Here is a 19,066-nt window from a genome sequence, read left to right as displayed (position 1 = left end):
CAGAATTAGGATTTTGGATTTAGATTTTTGGTTTAGAATTATTACGTTTCCTTAAAGATATAAAAATAACATGGAAAGTCAGGTTAGAATCCGGTAAGAAAATAGGCGTTGGCGTTAAGTCCTTGAATTGCAATTCATCTGAGTGTGCAGAAGGGGGGTATATTTTAAAGAGAAAAAGCAGGCTGATAGCAGTCAACCTGCCTTTCCCAGTATATTGTTTACAACGTAATCCTGAACCCTCCGTTAAAGATAAACCCATCTATCGGTGTATAAATCTCACGGAAATTGGGCTGCTGTACAGAACCGGTGTACATAGGTTCCCAACGCGACTGCCGGGTATCCAGCAGATTCTCGAAATTCATGAACAGACTGAAACATCCGATTTTCCTTTCGCCTGATATACCCATTACCCAGTAATCTCTTACCTTTTCTCCGCTGGTAAGCTCCTGGCGTCCTGTATAGAACAGTTCATAAGCAATCCGCCATTTGTCTTCTTCTTCATACATCACGTTACAGTTAATGCGGTGTTTGGCTGTGAGCGGATTAATGGACTTGCCTATTGAAAAATCCCGCTGTGCCTCTGTAAAGGTATAACCAAGATAAAACGACCATTCATCATACACCAGCCGCAGATTAGTCTCAAAACCTTTAGAATTGAGATATCCGTCAGCATTATAAAAAGCATAGTTGCCATTAGTCTGCGGCAGTGTATCAAGTAATAATGGATGCTTCAGCCGGGTATAAAAGAATAGGTGATTGACGGATATGCTCAGTTCATCCGTCAGTCTGCCTTTGTAATTTACATCTACGTTAAAGCCGGTAGAGCGTTCTGGTTTCGTGGTAGACAAGGTAAGCGGCTGGATATGACGGAAACTTTTCTCTTCTGCTTCTTCTGAAAAGATATTAGGTGCTTTGTATCCTAAACCGCCACCGATACGGCTGGTAAAATGACTGTTGAATTTATACATAGCAGATATACGGGGCAGTACAAACACGTCGTGCTGATTGGTGTAATCTGTCCGCAGGCCTGTTTCCAGCACAAACTTTTCGGTAGGTTTCCAGTTATTCTGTACAAAGACGCCACTGGTAACGAGGTTATAGTCCAGCGGATATTGTGTCATACTGGTCTGCCGGAATTTGTCAGTAACAAGGCTAAGTCCAGCCACCCATTCTGTCTTGTCTTTTGGTAGGAGATAGCTTACTTCTGAGAAGGACGAATTTTGCTTGCCTGCAAAGTTAAAATCAGGTAGTTCGATCGTCCGGGTGAAATAGCCGATGCTGTTTTTTACCGTCAGCACGGATTTATCAGTAAATGTTTTTTCCATCTTGAATTGTGTTGCGTAACGGTCTGTTTGGTTCCGCTCGAAATAACTATGCGTATTGTCTGCATGGCCTTTTATTACCTGCATATCTCCTCCCAGTCGATTTTCAAAGCTGCTGTTCAGTCCGAGGCTCAGTGTGGTAGATGCATTGGGATAATAAAAGAACTTGGGGTTTAATGTATAACGTGTAAATTTCGGAATATCTGAAAAGGCATCATGGTTGTTGTTCCAGGCAGCCTGTGAGTTACGGGTAACAAAGAGAGTAATGCCTACTTTTTCAAATTTTTGCCCATAGTAAGCATTCAGGTCCAATGCGCCGGTTTGGTTGACATTTGTCAGCAGAGACAAATCCCGTTTTTCCATTGGCTCTTTGGTCACCAGGTTAACCAGTCCGGCAATGGCACCGCCGCCATACAGGGTAGAAGAGGAACCCTTGATCACTTCTACCCGTTTCAGATCAAGGGGAGGGATCTGTAAAATGCTCAATCCTCCTGAAAAACCTCCATATAATGGAAACCCGTCTTTCAGCATCAGCGTATAACGACCGTCCAATCCCTGTATACGAATACTCGCGCTGCCGGATACGGCAGATGTCTGCTGGGTTTGAATGCCAGTACTTTCCGTCAGCAGCATCCGGATATTGCCTGGCTGCATCATCGCTTTTTCATGTAGTTCCCCGGCGGTAATAGTTTCAATACGGGTTGGAATATCATTGATACTGCGACTGCTGCGGGTGGCTGTTACCTGTACTTCTTCCAGCTCCGTTTCATCAGGCTCCAGCATTATCTCGATGGTTCTGGTAAGCGGAAAGTTCACGGTTTGCTCTGTTGTTTTAAAACCGGTATAACTAATAACAAGTACCTGTTTCCCCGCGGCAATACCCGTAGGGCTAACGATACCTAAACTATCAGCAACAAAAACAAGCGCCGTGCCTTTTACTTTTAAGGTAGCGCCTGTAAGCGGTGCTTCCGCTGCTTCGTTTTTGATAATTATTTTAGATGGCTGTTGTGCATACAATAAAGATGTGTATAGCATAGCTGCTATAAGAATGACATACTTCATACTTACTTTGGTTGGAGTTTGACTATGAGCAATGAATAATGTAGGTACAGCTGAGTACCTGGTAATAAAAGCAATCAATCAATCAAATGGTATCAAATGAAACTGCCGCAAATATAGTAAATGATGCGCTTCGGAGTGCGACAGCGCAGTTACAGTCGCTGCATTGCGGCAGGTTTGAAATGCATCATAGGGATCCCGTTATAATTCCCGGCATAAAATGACTAATTTCATTACTGAAATGTATTCCCTCTTTTGAAGTGGTTTTAGATTGTCAGTAGAATAGTTACATCATGACAAATAGATCACCTGTTTTGCCTAATACTACATCAATGAAATATTGGTATATACTTATCCTGAGCCTCGGTACGCATCTGGCGATGGCGCAACAGGATCCGGATGTACGCGTTGCTCGCTTTGCAGCAGGATTGGACTCCATCAGGATACAACTGAAAATACCTGGTATGGCCGTAGCCGTGAAACAGGATAAGCATATCCTGTTAAAACACGGTTTCGGATTCGCAGACCTGAAAGGACAGGTACCTGCAACAGCGCAGACACCTTTCCGTGTCGCTTCTGTGACGAAAACCTTTACATCTACGCTGATCATGCAATTGGTAGCACAGGGAAAACTGAACCTGGATGATCCGATCAGCAAATATGATCTGGATCTCGGCAATCCTGATATAACCGTCAGGCAACTGCTGACCCACACCTCCGAGGGCACGCCAGGTACATCGTACCAGTATAACGGCTATCGTTTTGGATTACTGGGACCTGTAATGGAGAAAGCATCCGGTGTACCCTTTTACCGTTTGCTCATGGAAAATATCCTGATTCCCTTAAAAATGACTTCCTCTGCGCCATTTATATCGCTGCACCAGTTTTATCAATACAGGAAGACGATGCCTGAAGTGGTAGCTTATTTTGATACAGCTATCAGCCGTTTGGCTACGCCTTACAATATGACCGCTACAGGTGAGATTGTGCGCATGGAATATTCGGGTGAATTTGGTGCTTTCGGAGGATTGGTGACGACAGTAGGTGATCTGCTGAAGTACTCAGCGGCTGTCGATAGTAATCTGTTTATTACGGTGGCCTTACAGAAACAGGTGTTTACACCCAACCGCACAAAAGGCGGAACCATTACCCCGTATGGCCTTGGCTGGTTTGTGCAGCAATACCAAGGAGTGGATTTTTACTGGCACTACGGACAGACACCCGGAGAATCGGCCCTTTTCGTTAAAGTACCCGTTTTGGGATTGACGCTGGCTGTCATGTGTAATACGGATAAACTCAGCCAGCCCTTCCAGCTGGGAGATGGAGACCTGTTCATGTCGCCTGTGGCACAGCTGTTTTATCACTGTTTTATCCTGAAAGATGGACAGCCACCACATGACCTGTATAATAAGGAATTGATCGATGGCGCAACCATGGCCCTCCTGAATGGTGATAGTTTGAAAGCACGGAATTTATATACCCGGTATAAAGAGCGCAATCCGGTAAAGGGTCCGGCAATGCCTGGGGGTAAGGTGATTGCCGGGATCAGGGACGTAGGGATCAATCAGGAACTATCCCGGTCTTTCGTACTATCGCGACCGGCTACACTGAGGATCTATGGCGTGGGAGAAAACTGTTCGGGAGATGGCAGCTCCTGGTGCGATTACGGATGGATCACAGACCATACTGGTAAAATTGTATGGCAGATGCAGGGACAACCCGCTACTCACGCAGGAGGGGCGCTCAAGAATCAAAGCGTTGACAGGGAGGTCACACTGCCAGCGGGGAGTTATACCCTGCATTATAAGTCAGATGCCGGACATGCTTACAACAGCTGGGATTCGCTTCCACCCGATCTCTTTTTCTGGGGTATCCTGGTGCTGGATGCAGCAAAATGAGTATTCGTCGGCTCACTTGCATGAATATGGCTGACAAGCTTCTCTATGTTTTCCATGAACGGACTTGAGATATAATATATTTATTATATCTTTAATGCCTAAGACTCTAAACATTTCAATCTCTACACTATGGAATTAGGCGCACAAGGGGAGAAGCTCATTAAGCATTTCGAGAAATGCCGTCTCACTGCATACCAGGACAGTAAAGGCGTCTGGACAATTGGCTGGGGCAATACCGTTTATGAAGATGAGAAGCCGGTGAAAAAAGGCGACGTCATCACACAGCAGCGTGCGGATGCCCTGTTTGCTAATATCAAGAAAGGATTTGTGGTGAAAGTAAACAAGCTGGTAACCGGTATAACGCTGAAACAGCAGCAGTTTGATGCCCTTGTATCTTTTGCGTATAATGTTGGCGCCGATATGAACAATAATGGTATTGCGGAAGGCCTGGGCGACAGTACCCTGCTGAAGGTGGTAAAGGCAGACCCTAAAGATCCGTCTGTGGTGATGGAATTCCTGAAATGGAATGTATCCGGAGGAAAAGTACTCGATGGACTGACCCGCCGCCGTAAAGCAGAAGCTTACCTGTATATGTCAGGAGAGCTGGAATTTTTTGAATAGGATATAACTGTTCCGTCTTTGCGTTCATGTAGCCCCTGTCCGGATATGAACAATACTTATGTTGAAAGCGAACAAAAGAGGTAGCCCCTGATTGTATAAGTTGTTGAAAATAAGTATGTTTATATTGTGGTATAGTATTCACTGATATTGATCTGGACAAAGATCTTTTCTGATGCTAAAAAGCTATATAAAAATCGCCTGGCGGAACCTGCTCCGCAATAAGATATTTTCCGCGATCAATATATCAGGTCTTGCCCTGGGCATGGCCTGCAGTCTGCTGATCATTCTCTGGTTGCAGGATGAACGCGGCGTAGATGGCTTTCATGCAAATGGTGACTATCTGTACCAGGTGTATGAAAGCCAGTTCTATGATGGTAAAGTCGGTTCAGGCTACACCACACAGGGCTTGCTGGCGGAAGAGCTGAAGAAAGTGATCCCCGAAGTGCAATATGCCAGCGGACTGGAATACACCGCTCCACCCGGTACATTTAATACTTTTGAGGCAGGCGAGCAGGCAGGCAAAATGGATGGTTATTATGCCGGCACTGATTTCCTCAGTATGTTCAGTTACCCCTTGTTACATGGTAATCCCCAGACAGCATTAAACGGCCCTACAGATATTGCGATCTCCCGCAAGATGGCTACCTTCTTTTTCGGCACGCCTGAAAAAGCAATCGGCAAATCCATACGTTTCGAAAATAAAGAAGACCTGCAGGTAACTGCCATCTTTGAAGATGTGCCGGCGAATGCTTCCCGGCATTTTGACTTCCTCAGGACCTGGAAAGCGTTTGTGGCAGAAAACGATTGGGTGGGCAACTGGAACAATACAAGCCCCGCTACGTTTGTCCAGTTGCGCAAGGATGCTGACCGTAATAAAGTAGCGGCAAAGATGAAAGATTTCATCTACAGGTATAAAACAAAAATAGAAGGAGAACGTATTGAACTGGGTATACAGCCTTATCCGGAAACCTATCTGTACTCGATCTTTAAAAACGGAGCGCCCGATGGAGGACGTATTGAATATGTAAAACTATTCACGCTCGTTTCTATTTTTATTCTGCTGATAGCCTGCATCAATTTTATGAACCTGACCACTGCTCAATCGGCCAAACGCGCCAAGGAAGTTGGGTTGAGAAAGGTCATAGGCGCAGGGCGTTCCTCACTAATCGGCCAGTTTATGGGAGAAGCGATGTTACTGACAGCATGCGCCTTTATTATTGCTGTGCTGCTGGCTATACTGTTGCTGCCTGCATTTAATACGCTGACGGGAAAGCAGCTGTCATTGCCTGTTAGCCAGCCGCTGTTCTGGTTATCATTGATAGGATTACTGCTTGTAACAGGTGTCGTGGCTGGCAGTTACCCGGCTTTATTCCTTTCATCACTGAACCCGGTGCGTGTACTGAAAGGAGGATTGAAGATCGGCGGAGGAAGTACCTGGTTGAGGAAAGGATTGGTGGTATTCCAGTTTGCGCTTTCCATTATACTCATGATCAGCATGGTTGTGATATACCGTCAGATGAATTATATACAAACGAAGAATCTGGGATACGACAGAGAGGATTTGGTATATATTCCTATCGAAGGAAACCTGATGGGGCACTATGCTCATTTCAAGGAAGAAGCGTCCCGGCTGCCGGGCATTCTCAGTGTGTCAAAGATGCGGAATTCTCCGACCATCATTGAACATCATACCGGAGATGTTGCCTGGGAAGGTAAAGATCCAAATGATATCACATCATTTGCAGATGGCGTGGTGGGATATGATTTCGTAAAGACAATGAAGCTGCAACTAAAAGCTGGACGTGATTTCTCCAGGGAGTTCGGCGCAGACTCTGTCGCTTATCTGCTTAATGAAACAGCCGTAAAAAAGATCGGGTATAAGGATCCCATTGGTCAGATGGTGACCTGGCGTGGTAATCGGGGCCCTGTTATTGGTGTACTCAAAGACTTTCATTTTAACTCAATACACCAGACGATAGATCCGCTGATCATCCGCCTGGATGAAAACTGGTCATGGGGCACCATCCTGATCAGAACAAAGGCAGGAAAAACCAAAGAGGCTATTGCCAGCCTGGAGAAGCTGTATACGGCATTGAACCCGGGATTTCCTTTTACCTATCAGTTCTCCGATCTGGAATATACGAAACTGTATAAAAGTGAAAAGGTCGTAAGTGTACTCTCCAATTACTTTGCCCTGCTGGCTATTTTTATTTCCTGTCTGGGATTGTTCGGACTGGCTACCTTTACTGCTGCACAGCGTACCAAAGAAATTGGTGTGCGTAAGGTACTGGGCGCTTCTGTACCCAACATCACCGCCATGCTTTCGGGCGACTTCCTGAAACTGATCCTGATAGCTATGGTACTCGGATTTCCTGCAGCCTGGTTATTTATGGACCAGTGGTTGCAGGGATTCGCTTATAAGATTGACATAGAATGGTGGATGTTTATGCTGACAGGAGTCGTTATTGCCTGTATTGCCCTGCTAACCGTCAGTTATCAGAGCTTGAAAGCCGCATTAATGAACCCGGTAAAGAGCCTGAAAATAGAATAGAACGTAAGCATCAAACGTGTTCAACAAAACATAATAGGACTCCACAAGGAGTACATTTGTTTGTAGGCTGGGGGGCAACCCCGGGATGAAACGATGCGTGCGGGTTGCCCCCGGGAATGAATGATCCCCACCGGATGATAATCCCGGGACGAACGTAACCCCCCGGGGGACAAAAATTCATTAATTTAGCCCCAAGATTTACAAGCATGGCTAAAATTCCGGTTTATGACGTAGGTGCAATATCAGGCGTAAAAGAAGATGATATTCAGATCAGCAGATTTGCACCCTACCTGCGTGTTCATGAGAACCTGCGTAGTGCGCACAAACACACATTTTACCACGTCATGCTTTTCACAGAAGGGGCAGGCACACATACCATCGACTTCAAAACCTTTCCTGTAAAACCTTATCAGATCTATTTCATGATACCAGGGCAGGTACACGGCTGGCAGTTTGAAGGGCATGTAGATGGTTATATCCTCAATTTCTCCGGTACCTTTTTGCACTCTTTGTTGCTGAAACCCGATTACCTGGACCAGTTTCCCTTTTTCAGCGGCGACGTCGATGAGGCAGTGATAAATCTGCCGGAAGGCTTGCATAAGCCTGTAACAGCGATCTTTGAAGGATTGCTGAAGGAGAGTGAACAGCGGGAGCGTTTGTCTGTAGATATGATACAGGTGTTGATGTTGCAATTGTTCATCCTGGTGGGACGCCTGAGTTTTGATAAGGATTCCACTCATGCAAATGCCTACAATTATGCGTTGGTGAAGAATTTCCAGAAACTGATCGAAAAGAATTACCGCTCGCTGAAGCTGCCTAAAGATTATGCAGAGCGATTATTTGTTACGCCCAATCATTTAAATGCTATCTGTAACAGTGTGCTGGGCATGTCGGCGGGAGAGGTGATCCGCAACAGGATACTCCTGGAAGCTAAGAGACTGCTGACCAACCAGGATTCCACGATTTCGGAGATCGCTTACGATCTGAATTTTGCAGATAATTCCTATTTCACAAAGTTTTATAAGAAGTATACGGGCCAGACGCCTGAAGAGTTCAGGAAGGGCCTGCGGCAATTATCTTAAATGGTTAATAACAAAGCTGCGGCTGCGAGTATAACGGTCAGTATAACTTCTGCCCATATTTTACGGCTCATGCGCCTTTGTTGAGTGGTGCTGGTAAACGTGGTAGCATTCATAATAATGGAATTGTAATAGAAACAACTTACGATATAAGTTTATGAATATAGGGAAAAAAAACATTAATGAGTAGAAAATGAGCGTTTTTGGGAGTAATCAGCCAGCTTTTTAGGCAAAAAAGGACCTTTCCCTTATTTTTGAGAAGGATAATACTATGCCCAAATGAAACGTATCCTCCTTACCTGTATTGGTCTTTGCAGCCTGCTTCTTTTCTCATCCTGTGCCTGCGTGCCGCTTAGAAAATACAATGACAAGCGCCTTACCAGATATATTAACAGAAATCTTCCATCCATACACGTGCTGGGCGACACACTGCGGGCATTAGCCCGTAACCATGATGGCGAGTACAGGTTTTTGACGGATACTTTAAAAAGCCAGACGCTAAAAAAGACGATGTCTGCGCTGGGATATGAGACGTCGGTATGTTTTAAACAGCAATATCCTTACGATGCCTGTAATGAAGTTCCCTGCGATAGTGTGATCATCTTTCAGCAAATGTCTATCCTGTTGGGCGTAAGGGAAGTTATTTATGATTTTTCTGTGCATCCGAAGTCATATCCGGAGTCCCTGCAGTACAGGAACTTTTATAGCTTCAGAAAGGCGGCGCCAAACATCTATATAAGAAGAAGACAGATCCCGATGATGTAGACCTGTTAATAGGAAAATTATCCGGCAAATCGGCGTAACTTTACCGCCATTTGCTATAACTATGAAACAAGTTTTTTTCTGCCTGCTCTGGAGCCTGGGAATCATTGCCAACTGCGCTGCACAGGATGGAGACCTCCAAAAGAAGAACCTCAGTGATACTGTTTTACTTCCTACCCGTACACTACAGGTAAAGGGAAATTTTGATGATCTCAAGGTATTAAAACAGTTATTTCCCGGTAAATACTACGATCTGTCGTCAGGTAAATACAAAAACCAGCTGATTAACTGGGAATGTAAAACCTGCAAGCCCAAGCCTTATATAGATGAAAATGAAGGCAGCAGCTATGATTTCCCTTATGCAGAAGGAACTGCAACACGTTTACTCAAAACATACAGTTATAAAGATTCTTCCGGCACGCAGTATAAAATGCTCACTTTTAATCATTCTGAATTTGATCTGGATGGCGCGCAGACATCCCGTTTTACGGGAGGTACCATCGGCTTTGCAAAATTCACCCTGGTAGATAGTGTCTGGTCATTAAAATACTTTCAGCCCGCTGCTGGCGCATATGGTGCCTTTTCCCAATGTCCTTCTCCTGAGTTGCTGCTCATTGGCCATGATCAATACGCATTTATGATCAAAACTTCGAATGGTGGCGCCGGCGGACCGTTTTATGGCAACCTGTACCTGATAGCAGGAGCAGATGGCTCCTATAAAGAGGTCTTATCCGCTAATTGGGTGGAACGGACCAATGTTGACGAGAATATGTCTGCCTGGACATGTACCTATAATGTGCCTGTTAGTAACAAACGGTTTTTCCGCGATATTATCGTAACGATCAAAGGTACCTACAATGCAGACGACTTCGAAGATGTACCGGAAGAGGTAAAACCCTACACAAAGAGCAATAAGAAAGGTAAGTTCACTCTGGCGAAGCGTTACGTGTATAAATGGGGGAAAGGGTATCAGTTCCAGGGACCGGCAGGTGTGACAATCGACTAAGGAAATGAATGGTCTGTGCAAGCGCTTCTGCTACGCTTAAACTGTGTGTATCCAGCGTCAGGTCTGCTTGCTGCGGCTCTTCAAAAGTATCATTCAATCCCGTCAGGTTATGGATCTTTTCAGGATGTGAGTCGGGCAGCAGTGCTTTGCGGTACAATCCCTTCGGGTCCCTTGTTATCAGGGCCTGCAGACTGCATTTCAGCCAGATAAGATGAGCACCGTATCTAAGCTTCAGGTTATTTCTGCCTTCCTCGTAGGGGTTAATGGCAGCAATGAAGATATAATCATAATCTGCCGCAACAGAGGCCGCATAGGCGCCCAGCCGGGAGACATTTTCCAGCCTGTCTGCTTTACTGAAGCCCAGATCCTTACAAAGCGTTTGCCGGTAAACGTCGCCGTCTATCAGTTTAATTTTCACATGATGTTGATTGCCCCATTCCAGCAAAGCATTGGACAAAGTTGTTTTGCCTGCTCCTGATAATCCCGTAAACTGAATAATATGCCCCATTGAAACCTGTCAGATAGATGATGTGTGCAATGATCTCAAATGTTCGTATGCGTTGTGCGCATCCCCGAAAGAGAATTGTTCCCTGTTGTCAAATGATTCCGGTTTAAATACCTCCTGGGAGGCTTTACTGTGATATTTCAGGCGATCGTGTACCTGTTCCTCATCTTTAATTGCTATTCCCGAGAAACGGCTGAAGGCCGTCATCATTTCCTGCACGCCATCTGCATAATCAAAAAAGCAATTATGGGCATGTTTAAGCGCCAGGATGCTTTGTAGCTTAAGATAGAACTGCTGTAGCACCTGAGCCGTATAGCGGTTGAAATCGCCGCCAAAATGCGCGGGATCATCAATTTTCAGCAAGGCAGGAGAGACCATACCAGGAACTGAATGAATACCCCTACGTTTATGGTGCGATGCAATGACTTCATCCGGTTTACGGTAGAGGAAGAAAAACGGCGTATGCGGATACCATTGCCGCAGCAGATCATAAAAATGAATATGCCAGCTGTCCAGTTTTATGATATAGTGCTGCTCTTTGAAATTCCGTCGTTGTCCCATTAATCTGAGGGCTGCCCTGAACCAATCTTCCCGGGTTGATCTGGTAATATCCGGCTGGAGTTCTGCTGCTCTTAAAATTTCATCCAGCAGGGGAGCTTCTGCTATAACAATATTTTCCTCAGGTGCAGAAAAGGCTTGTGACAGGAGAGTAGAGCCACAGCGGGATACGTGGAAGACGAATGCCGAAGGCTCCAGTGCGCTCAGCTCTTTGCTGCAATTATCAGCGAAATCCATTGTTGAGAGACTTTCCCGGAAAGAACGTTCCTTTTGTTTGATCTTACATACCTGGATGGTCTCATCAAAAAAAGGAAGGATCATCCGCTTGTCGGCCAGGTCCAGCCATTTCACCATCCATCCCTGGAGCGTATAATTAAGTTTGTATGGTATCCAGTTTGCGATAAAGGATGTCTGCATTAGCTCTCTGCTTTTAAACTGGCAATAAGATTCCGCGCGATGTCGGTGTCAAGTTTTTCCAGCTCTTCAATCATCCTGGCTTTTGTGGCCGCATCATATGAAGGCGCTTTTTCTGAAAGATCGAAGCCATGTGCGGCAAACAGACGATCGGTCCATTCATTGCGGATACAGTCCATGATCAGGTGGATCCTTGCTGTATTGCCGTGGTTGACGATACTATGTGTCAAGCCGAAGTCCATATACCAGCATTCTCCTGCCTGTAAATGCAGCGTTGCATCTTCCACAGTAAAATTCACCGCCGGATTGGTGATAATGGGAATATGGATCCTGAAATTGCCATCAGCATAACCACAGCCCATATCCTTATGAGGTTTGATCTCGCTGCCGGGCGCCAGGGACAGCAGGCGCACCGCCTCTTTTTCACATTGCCAGGTATCCAGGATCTCGCGTACATAGGGCATCATTTCCAGCACTGGCGTGTCCTTATATACGACGTTTGCCTGTGCATAGATGTCCTGGCTGTTGCCTGTTGCAGAACGAAGGGAAATACTGCGCCAGTCGCCGTTAAAATCTTTGGCGTTAAAATGCAGGGGCCAGTCCTGTTGAAGTACACGCTCGAGTTCGGCGGAGAGTTTGTCCCCGTTGTAGGTATGGGAGAATCTGATATAATTCATTTGAATGCTGATAGGCGTTAAAGATAATGTAAAATGTATTATGCAGGTAGTGCGTATAGCAGTCATGCCTGGCGTATCAGGCAGTAGCATTTTGAGGGGAGGAAAGCTTTTTTTGTGACGGGCATTCCCGATGCGGGAAATCTCCTGCCTTAAAGGGCAGGAGTTCCCACAGGGTTTTTCTCAACAATGTAAGAGCCGATCACCAGTGCATCAAAAGGTGATGACCAGAAGCATTCCACCGCGTCGCGGGGAGTGCATACAATCGGTTTTCCCAATGTATTGAATGAAGTATTGACGAGCACTGGCACACCGGATTTCTGCTTGAAGGCCTTCAGCAGGTCATAGTATTGCTGATGTTGCTCTCCGTTGACGGTCTGTATCCTGGCCGTGCCATCAACGTGTCGTACAGCAGGTATGAGACTGGCTTTATCGGGTTGTACATCAAATACGGAAAGCATAAAAGGAGACTGCGATGCATTACGGAACCATTCTGCTGCATCTTCTTCCAGAACAACCGGTGCAACAGGCCGGAAGTCTTCACGATCTTTCACCACATTCAGCCGCGACTGCATAGAAGGGCTCATAGGAGATGCTAGTATGGAACGGCTTCCCAGCGCACGGGGGCCGAATTCCATTCTTCCCTGGAACCAGCCGATTATTTTATCCTGTAGCAAAATATCAGCAGTTTCTTCGGCGATGTTCTGCAGCTTTCTGTACGGTACTTTTGCCCATTGGAGGAACTTTTCTATTTCAGCATCACTGTATTCTGGTCCCCAGTAAGCATGTGGCATGCGATAGTTTTTATCTGCCTGTTTATTCTGCTGCAGATCAGTGTAAATAGCTGCACCCAATGCGGTACCAGCATCGCCTGCTGCTGGCTGTACCCATATGTTTTTAAAGGGGCCTTTATCCCTGATACGGGCATTCAGTACACAGTTAAGTGCAACTCCACCATCCAGGCAAAGGTTTTCTTCCTTTGTTTCCCGGTGCAGCCAGTGTACTAATTCGAGCACCACTTCTTCGAGGACAAACTGAAGGGAGCGTGCAATGTTAAAATGATGTTCAGTAAAGGGAGCATTCCTTTCTCTTGTAGGACCGAAACGTTCTTCCAGTCGCTCGTTGGTGATTGTGTACTGTCCGTTGTCATAGACTTTGATCATGTCCCGGAATTCATTTATGAATACCGGCTTTCCATAGGAAGCGAGCGCCATGACCTTATACTCATCAGAAGAATGCAGGAAGCCAAGATAAGACGTAACCCGTTCATAGAGTAATCCGAGGGAATGAGGCATATCTACCTGTCCCAGCCGGATAAGATCATTTCCAGTTCCCAGGTTATAAGTGGTGGTCGCCACTTCTCCGCGGCCGTCAATCGTCATCACCGCGGCGCGTGTGAATGGGGAGGGGTAGTAAGCACTCGCCGCATGGGCAATATGATGTTCTACAAAATGCCATCGACTGCGATCAACATTAGCTCCTTTAAAACGCTTTTGCAGGTGGTGCGGATAACCATCTGAGAGCTGCCGGTATGCATTGATAATAGAAGACAGGAACAATGGATCCCAGGGATTGGTCCATTTAGAGGAACCTGTTTCCATTCCCTGTTCCAGCGGGATCTCTATTGTCGGTTTTCCCGAATGATCGCCCAGCAGTAAAGAGGGGTCAAATGAATAAGCAAAGTGATCCACATCTTTCAGGTGGATATTGGCTGTTTCCAGGCAGTAGTTAATAGCATGGAAGGGCAGTTCATACGTTGAAAAAGGGATTGGGCGTTTCCCATGTTTAATCTGTGTAAAACGTTCCTCCTCTGCGGCCGCGATGAGTTGGCCATCCTTGATCAGACATGCGGCGGAGTCATGGAATACAGCATTAATACCTAATGTATACATAGCCTGAACTTTAGCAGACATAACTAAAAAACTATTCCACCTTTTAAACGCCGGTGAGAAGTCGTTTGACGTACCGGTTGAGCATTGTCTGACATTTGATATGTTTCCCAATATCCACACTTCAGGTGAATAACTCACTTCGCAACAGAAGATGTTTATTAGTAGATTTTAAAATGTATGGAGAAAAGGGGGGACTAATGGCATTTCCATATTTTCCATAACTTTGTCTCATGAGCCAGGAATTGGAGACATTGACCGATTTTTACCGGGACAGATCACATATCAGTTTTCCATTAAGTAATACTGATCTGCAAAGCGGAAAGTCTCATTTTAATGTAAATACCCGGAAATACTGCAATTTTAAATCGCCGTATAACAGGCGTGATTTTTATAAGATCACACTGATATTGGGAACAGGTGAGCTGAATTATGGCGGCAATTCGATTATCATAGACAAGCCGGCTATGTTGTTACCCTGTCCGTCTGTTCCTTACGCCTGGACCAGTTTATCGGACAACCAGGACGGTTACTACTGCCTGTTTAACCAGGAATTCTTCAATGAACATTACCAGTTTGACATATTTAAGCGTTCACCGCTGTTCAAGGCGTGGAGCGAGCCGGTTATCTTCCTGGATGACAAGCAGTTGTCGCTGGCAACTGTTTATTTTGGGCAGATGATGGAAATGGCGCACAGCGATTATCCTTTTAAATATGAGGCCATCCGAAATCTGCTCTGTCTGCTGATGCATTCGCTGCTGGTAGATCAGCCTGATGGTAATTATACCAGCGAATTACCGGCGTCCCATCGTTTACTCAGGATGTTCGATGAGCTGCTGCACCAGCAATTTCCGTTGGATTCTCCTGCGCATCCACTGACAATGAAAACACCGGCCGATTTTGCCGGGGCTTTGAACGTCCATGTCAATCATTTGAATTCTGTAATCAAGACAACTACAGGCAGTACAACTACCGCCATTATCAAGGGCCGTGTGCTGGAAGAAGCCAGGACCTTACTGCAGAATACACAATGGGATATCTCTCAGGTCGGCTACTGTCTGGGGTTTGAGGAACCTGCTCATTTTAATCATTTCTTCAAGAAAGCGATGGGAATCACCCCTTTACAGTTCAGGCAATCAAAGGCAAAAGCGATTCTTTGATTTAGACAATTATTCCTTTGAATTACATTACTGAGTGTTTGCATGCCTGATATACCTTTGTTACGTTATTCTAAAAAGGTTTTCGGGTATGTTAAGAAATGCATCAGATAGAAGAAAGAAGATAGCGACATTACTGGCTTTCATCTCAATCCCTTTATCGGGATTTGTCACAGACATTTATTTGCCCTCATTCCCTACAATGGCCACCAGCCTTGGAGTGCCGGAGCATGATATACAGCTCACACTGACATGTTTTTTCCTTAGTTACGGTGTCTCTCAATTGTTCGTCGGAAGTCTGCTGGATAGCATTGGCAGGTTCAAACCGGCGATGTATGGTCTGGGAGTGCTGATAGTATCCTCTTTATTGATCGGTATCACAAAGGACGTGCAGCTGATCTGTCTTTTAAGGATCATACAGGGCGTGGCTGTATCATTTGTTGTGGTGTCTAAACGGGCTTTCTTTGTGGACCTGTACTCAGGCGACAAGCTGAAACATTTCCTTAGTTTCTTCACTATTATCTGGTCACTGGGGCCTATTGTAGCGCCGTTTCTGGGAGGTTATCTGCAGAAATATTTTAACTGGCAGTCCAACTTTTACTTCCTGGCGATATACGCGTTGCTCATGCTGGTGTTTGAACTGATCTTCAGTGGAGAAACAATCGCAGAACGCAAAAAGGTCGATCTGGTCAGGATAAAAGAGAATTATGTGATGATGCTGGGGAATACGCAATTCCTGCTGGGGATCGTTACATTGGGCATGGCTTATTCTGTGGTGATGGTATTCAACATGGCGGGGCCATTTGTGATCGAGAACAGTTTTCATTTCAATGCTGTTGTGATCGGATATTGTACGCTGATACTGGGATTTTCCTGGATGATAGGGGGGATCATCGGTAAACGTCTTATCGCACTTGATTTTAACCGGAAAGCAGTTACTGCGGGTATTGTCCAGCTGACGTTGATCGTGGTGTTGTTCATGATAGGATACGGTTATCAGCAGTTATGGTGCCTGATGTTATTTGCCTTTGTTATTCATATCTGTTCCGGATTCCTGTACAATCTCTTCTTTACGCAGGGAATGTTATACTTCCCACAGAATGCGGGTATGGCGAGTGGGCTGCTGGGAGGAATGGTATATGTGATGACATCTGTTTCCAGTTTTGCACTTTCCCGGACGGGTAAAATAGTCACCCAACAGGACATGGTACTCCGTTACCTGGTGATGTCGGTGATATTGTTGAGTGTTATCTCATTTGCGGTTCGCGCAAGAAGGAGTGTTCGTAAATTGATTGTAGTGTAAATAAAAAGGCCGGGTACGTCGATGACTGCCCGGTTTTTTCTTATTGCTTTTTCCGGCTGGATGCTATATCGATACCATCCCTCCGGGAATATCCACAGAATTGACCGTAATACCCTTTAAAATGGCGTTATCGCAGTAAATAGGTACAGTGTTCCAGAAAGGGATATTTTCGAGCTGTATGCCCTCTGGAAACACATTTTTGCAATTGACCACTAAACGAACATGGGGAGACACCTTCTGTACGGGTGAATATAACGCGAGGGGATAGTTCAGGTAAATGTTAGTGTGTCTCCGGTAGAGATATAGTAGAGATTCGGTCGAGGTAGCCTCATCCTCCCTTAATCTTCCGTTCCGGAACGGAAGATTAAGGGAGGATGAGGCTACCTCGACCGAATCTCTACCGAAGGTGTATAGGGAGAAATAGTCTGGTTTAGCCCTCTTTGATACCGCTTTGATACCGCTAATCCTGCGTTGATCCTACGTTCATGAACGTAAGATCAAGGGAGGATTAGCGGTATCAAAGCGGTATCAGGACGGTAAAAAGCATAGCATCTCCGGAAAGAAAAGCCTGATTTTCCCTATTGGGCATTTGTTTCTTTTAATTAATTGTAAATCAGTTTATTGTATGTTGTTTTTGGAGATAAAAATGCGTATTTTCCGCATACGTTTTCTTCTTAGCTTTGTGATGTAATCAGAAAAAGTCCGGCAGGTATTCTTACTTTTTGTTTGTGTTTGCTCCGGCATTTTTTAGAAAAATCCGCGTCAATCGTCGCGTTTGAATATATGGGTATTTCGTTACTGAGGTGGGGGATAGCGCCTTTGCTGCTGAGCGGAATTACTGAAGAAATTAATCCTGGTATATCATGCGTTTATTCGTTAGGGATATCAGCGGAAATTTAATCGCGACGTCGTGATGTAGGAGGAATAAGTGAGCGGCTGGTTGAGGGAGTCAAACTACCGGTTGAACTAAATTGCCAAATAATTGACCTGATTCACAAAGTATTTGTATTCCTGGGATTTCAATTTTGCATTGTCAGATAGATAATCAATTTCTAATGTATTGCATTTGCCCGTCAGTTACGAAGCTTTGCTTGCCTCAAAATACTGAGGTTTAAGAAATGAGGCGACACATGATAACAGGGACTGGTTCAAACGGTTTTGCCTATATTCGATCCGGCGTTGGCTTAGTATTATGTATTCGGATCACAGAAAGCAATAAGGTATCTACGCAATACAATAAATAAAACACCTTAAATGGTTACTGACTATAAAAAATTTGAATTGTTTGGGAAGACATTCCTTCAAAAAGTGGATATTAAGCCGCCTTTTGAATTTGCGTTCCCTGTGGCAGAGCAGGCTTGTTTATTGTATATGTTGAAAGGCGAGACAAAATTTCAATTTGACAATGAGCCCATCAATATTCCTACCAATCACGCATTATTGCTAAACTGCCTGAACTCGGGGCGACAGATAGCTGATTCAAATAACAGCGATGGCGAAATTGTAATCGTCACTTTCCATCCGGATATACTGAAGAAAATTTACGAGAGAGAGCTGCCTTCGATATTTCAGAAAAAGGACAACATCTCCAACCAGTCAAGCGGGAAAATTAACAACGACTTTTTGATTCAAAAATATATAGAGGGCCTGCTATTTTATTTTGAAAATCCATCTTTGGTAAACGATGAAATTTTAGTTTTGAAACTGAAGGAAATCATTCTTTTGTTATCACAGACACAAGATGCCGAAATCATACAGGTCATACTGTCCCAACTTTTTTCACCAACAGCCTATACGTTCAAACAAGTTATAGAAGCTAACCTGTTTTCCCAGACCAATATTGATGAATTGGCGCAAAAAACTAATTTAAGCCTTTCTTCATTTAAAAGGGAGTTTAAAAAAATATATAATGATTCTCCTGCCAGTTATATTAAAAACAAAAGGTTGGAAAGAGCTGCAGAACTACTTTTAGTTTCAGATGCACGTATCACAGATGTTGCTTTTGACTGTGGATTTAATGACCTGGCTAATTTTACGAAAAGTTTTCACGATAAATACCACACCCCACCTTCAGATTTCCGTTTAAAGCTAAATAAGACGGATAAGAAAAGATAGAAGGATTCATACTTTTTACTTCCCCCTGATCTTATTCCTATGTGATAGCGCACAAACGCTATAAGGACGCCTTACGTCTATTTGTTGAACCAGATTCCCTAAAAATTGAACTTATTCACAAAACGCATCTCTTTTTTGTACTGCAACTTTGCC

14 protein-coding genes are annotated in these 19,066 nt (G+C 44.7%); 9 read left to right on the top strand and 5 right to left on the bottom strand.

The window, feature by feature from the left end:
- Positions 1 to 218 precede the first annotated feature (218 nt).
- Complete coding sequence (locus CLV42_RS28415) at positions 219 to 2,384, bottom strand: TonB-dependent receptor (protein WP_106605329.1); 2,166 nt, start codon at positions 2,382 to 2,384, stop codon at positions 219 to 221.
- A gap of 329 nt (positions 2,385 to 2,713) precedes the next feature.
- Between CLV42_RS28415 and CLV42_RS28410 the strand changes: the two genes are divergently transcribed.
- The 6 genes from CLV42_RS28410 to CLV42_RS28385 all read left to right on the top strand — a co-directional run bounded on the left by CLV42_RS28410 (position 2,714) and on the right by CLV42_RS28385 (position 10,298).
- Complete coding sequence (locus tag CLV42_RS28410; RefSeq protein ID WP_170117683.1) at positions 2,714 to 4,279, top strand: serine hydrolase domain-containing protein; 1,566 nt, start codon at positions 2,714 to 2,716, stop codon at positions 4,277 to 4,279.
- Between the two features lie 129 nt (positions 4,280 to 4,408).
- Positions 4,409 to 4,900: a lysozyme gene (locus tag CLV42_RS28405; RefSeq protein ID WP_106605327.1), complete on the top strand. Its 492-nt coding sequence runs from the start codon at positions 4,409 to 4,411 to the stop codon at positions 4,898 to 4,900.
- 172 nt (positions 4,901 to 5,072) lie between these two features.
- Complete coding sequence (locus CLV42_RS28400; protein ID WP_106605326.1) at positions 5,073 to 7,451, top strand: ABC transporter permease; 2,379 nt, start codon at positions 5,073 to 5,075, stop codon at positions 7,449 to 7,451.
- 206 nt (positions 7,452 to 7,657) lie between these two features.
- Positions 7,658 to 8,533 (top strand): helix-turn-helix domain-containing protein, encoded by an 876-nt coding sequence (locus tag CLV42_RS28395; protein ID WP_106605325.1) that lies wholly within the window; start codon positions 7,658 to 7,660, stop codon positions 8,531 to 8,533.
- Between the two features lie 276 nt (positions 8,534 to 8,809).
- On the top strand, positions 8,810 to 9,295 hold the full coding sequence (locus tag CLV42_RS28390; protein WP_106605324.1) for a hypothetical protein: 486 nt from the start codon (positions 8,810 to 8,812) through the stop codon (positions 9,293 to 9,295).
- 61 nt (positions 9,296 to 9,356) lie between these two features.
- On the top strand, positions 9,357 to 10,298 hold the full coding sequence (locus tag CLV42_RS28385) for a hypothetical protein (RefSeq protein WP_106605323.1): 942 nt from the start codon (positions 9,357 to 9,359) through the stop codon (positions 10,296 to 10,298).
- Here the strand turns inward: CLV42_RS28385 and CLV42_RS28380 are convergent.
- The 4 genes from CLV42_RS28380 to CLV42_RS28365 form a co-directional block, all read right to left on the bottom strand.
- Complete coding sequence (locus CLV42_RS28380; protein WP_106605322.1) at positions 10,219 to 10,806, bottom strand: adenylyl-sulfate kinase; 588 nt, start codon at positions 10,804 to 10,806, stop codon at positions 10,219 to 10,221. The two genes, CLV42_RS28385 and CLV42_RS28380, sit on opposite strands and share 80 nt — an antisense overlap.
- Positions 10,807 to 10,815: 9 nt before the next feature.
- Entirely contained in the window at positions 10,816 to 11,778 is a 963-nt protein-coding gene (locus tag CLV42_RS28375) for a hypothetical protein (RefSeq protein ID WP_106605321.1), read from the bottom strand.
- The gene (locus CLV42_RS28370; protein WP_106605397.1) at positions 11,778 to 12,452 is read right to left on the bottom strand and encodes an aspartyl/asparaginyl beta-hydroxylase domain-containing protein; all 675 of its coding nucleotides are present in this window, start codon (positions 12,450 to 12,452) and stop codon (positions 11,778 to 11,780) included. The genes CLV42_RS28375 and CLV42_RS28370 overlap by 1 nt, the downstream gene beginning before the upstream one ends.
- 149 nt (positions 12,453 to 12,601) lie before the next feature.
- Complete coding sequence (locus CLV42_RS28365; protein WP_245901755.1) at positions 12,602 to 14,362, bottom strand: carbamoyltransferase family protein; 1,761 nt, start codon at positions 14,360 to 14,362, stop codon at positions 12,602 to 12,604.
- Positions 14,363 to 14,571: 209 nt separating this feature from the next.
- On the opposite strand from CLV42_RS28365, the gene CLV42_RS28360 reads away from it, so the two are divergent.
- The 3 genes from CLV42_RS28360 (at position 14,572) to CLV42_RS28345 (ending at position 18,913) form a co-directional block, all read left to right on the top strand.
- Entirely contained in the window at positions 14,572 to 15,498 is a 927-nt protein-coding gene (locus CLV42_RS28360; protein WP_106605320.1) for a helix-turn-helix domain-containing protein, read from the top strand.
- Between the two features lie 88 nt (positions 15,499 to 15,586).
- On the top strand, positions 15,587 to 16,798 hold the full coding sequence (locus CLV42_RS28355; protein ID WP_106605319.1) for an MFS transporter: 1,212 nt from the start codon (positions 15,587 to 15,589) through the stop codon (positions 16,796 to 16,798).
- A gap of 1,254 nt (positions 16,799 to 18,052) precedes the next feature.
- Positions 18,053 to 18,913 (top strand): helix-turn-helix domain-containing protein, encoded by an 861-nt coding sequence (locus CLV42_RS28345; protein WP_106605318.1) that lies wholly within the window; start codon positions 18,053 to 18,055, stop codon positions 18,911 to 18,913.
- The last annotated feature ends 153 nt before the right edge of the window (positions 18,914 to 19,066 follow it).

This window comes from Chitinophaga ginsengisoli (assembly GCF_003014595.1).
Lineage (GTDB): Bacteria > Bacteroidota > Bacteroidia > Chitinophagales > Chitinophagaceae > Chitinophaga > Chitinophaga ginsengisoli.
Note: the sequence above shows the minus strand (reverse complement) of the source record. Positions and strands in the feature narration are given on the sequence as shown.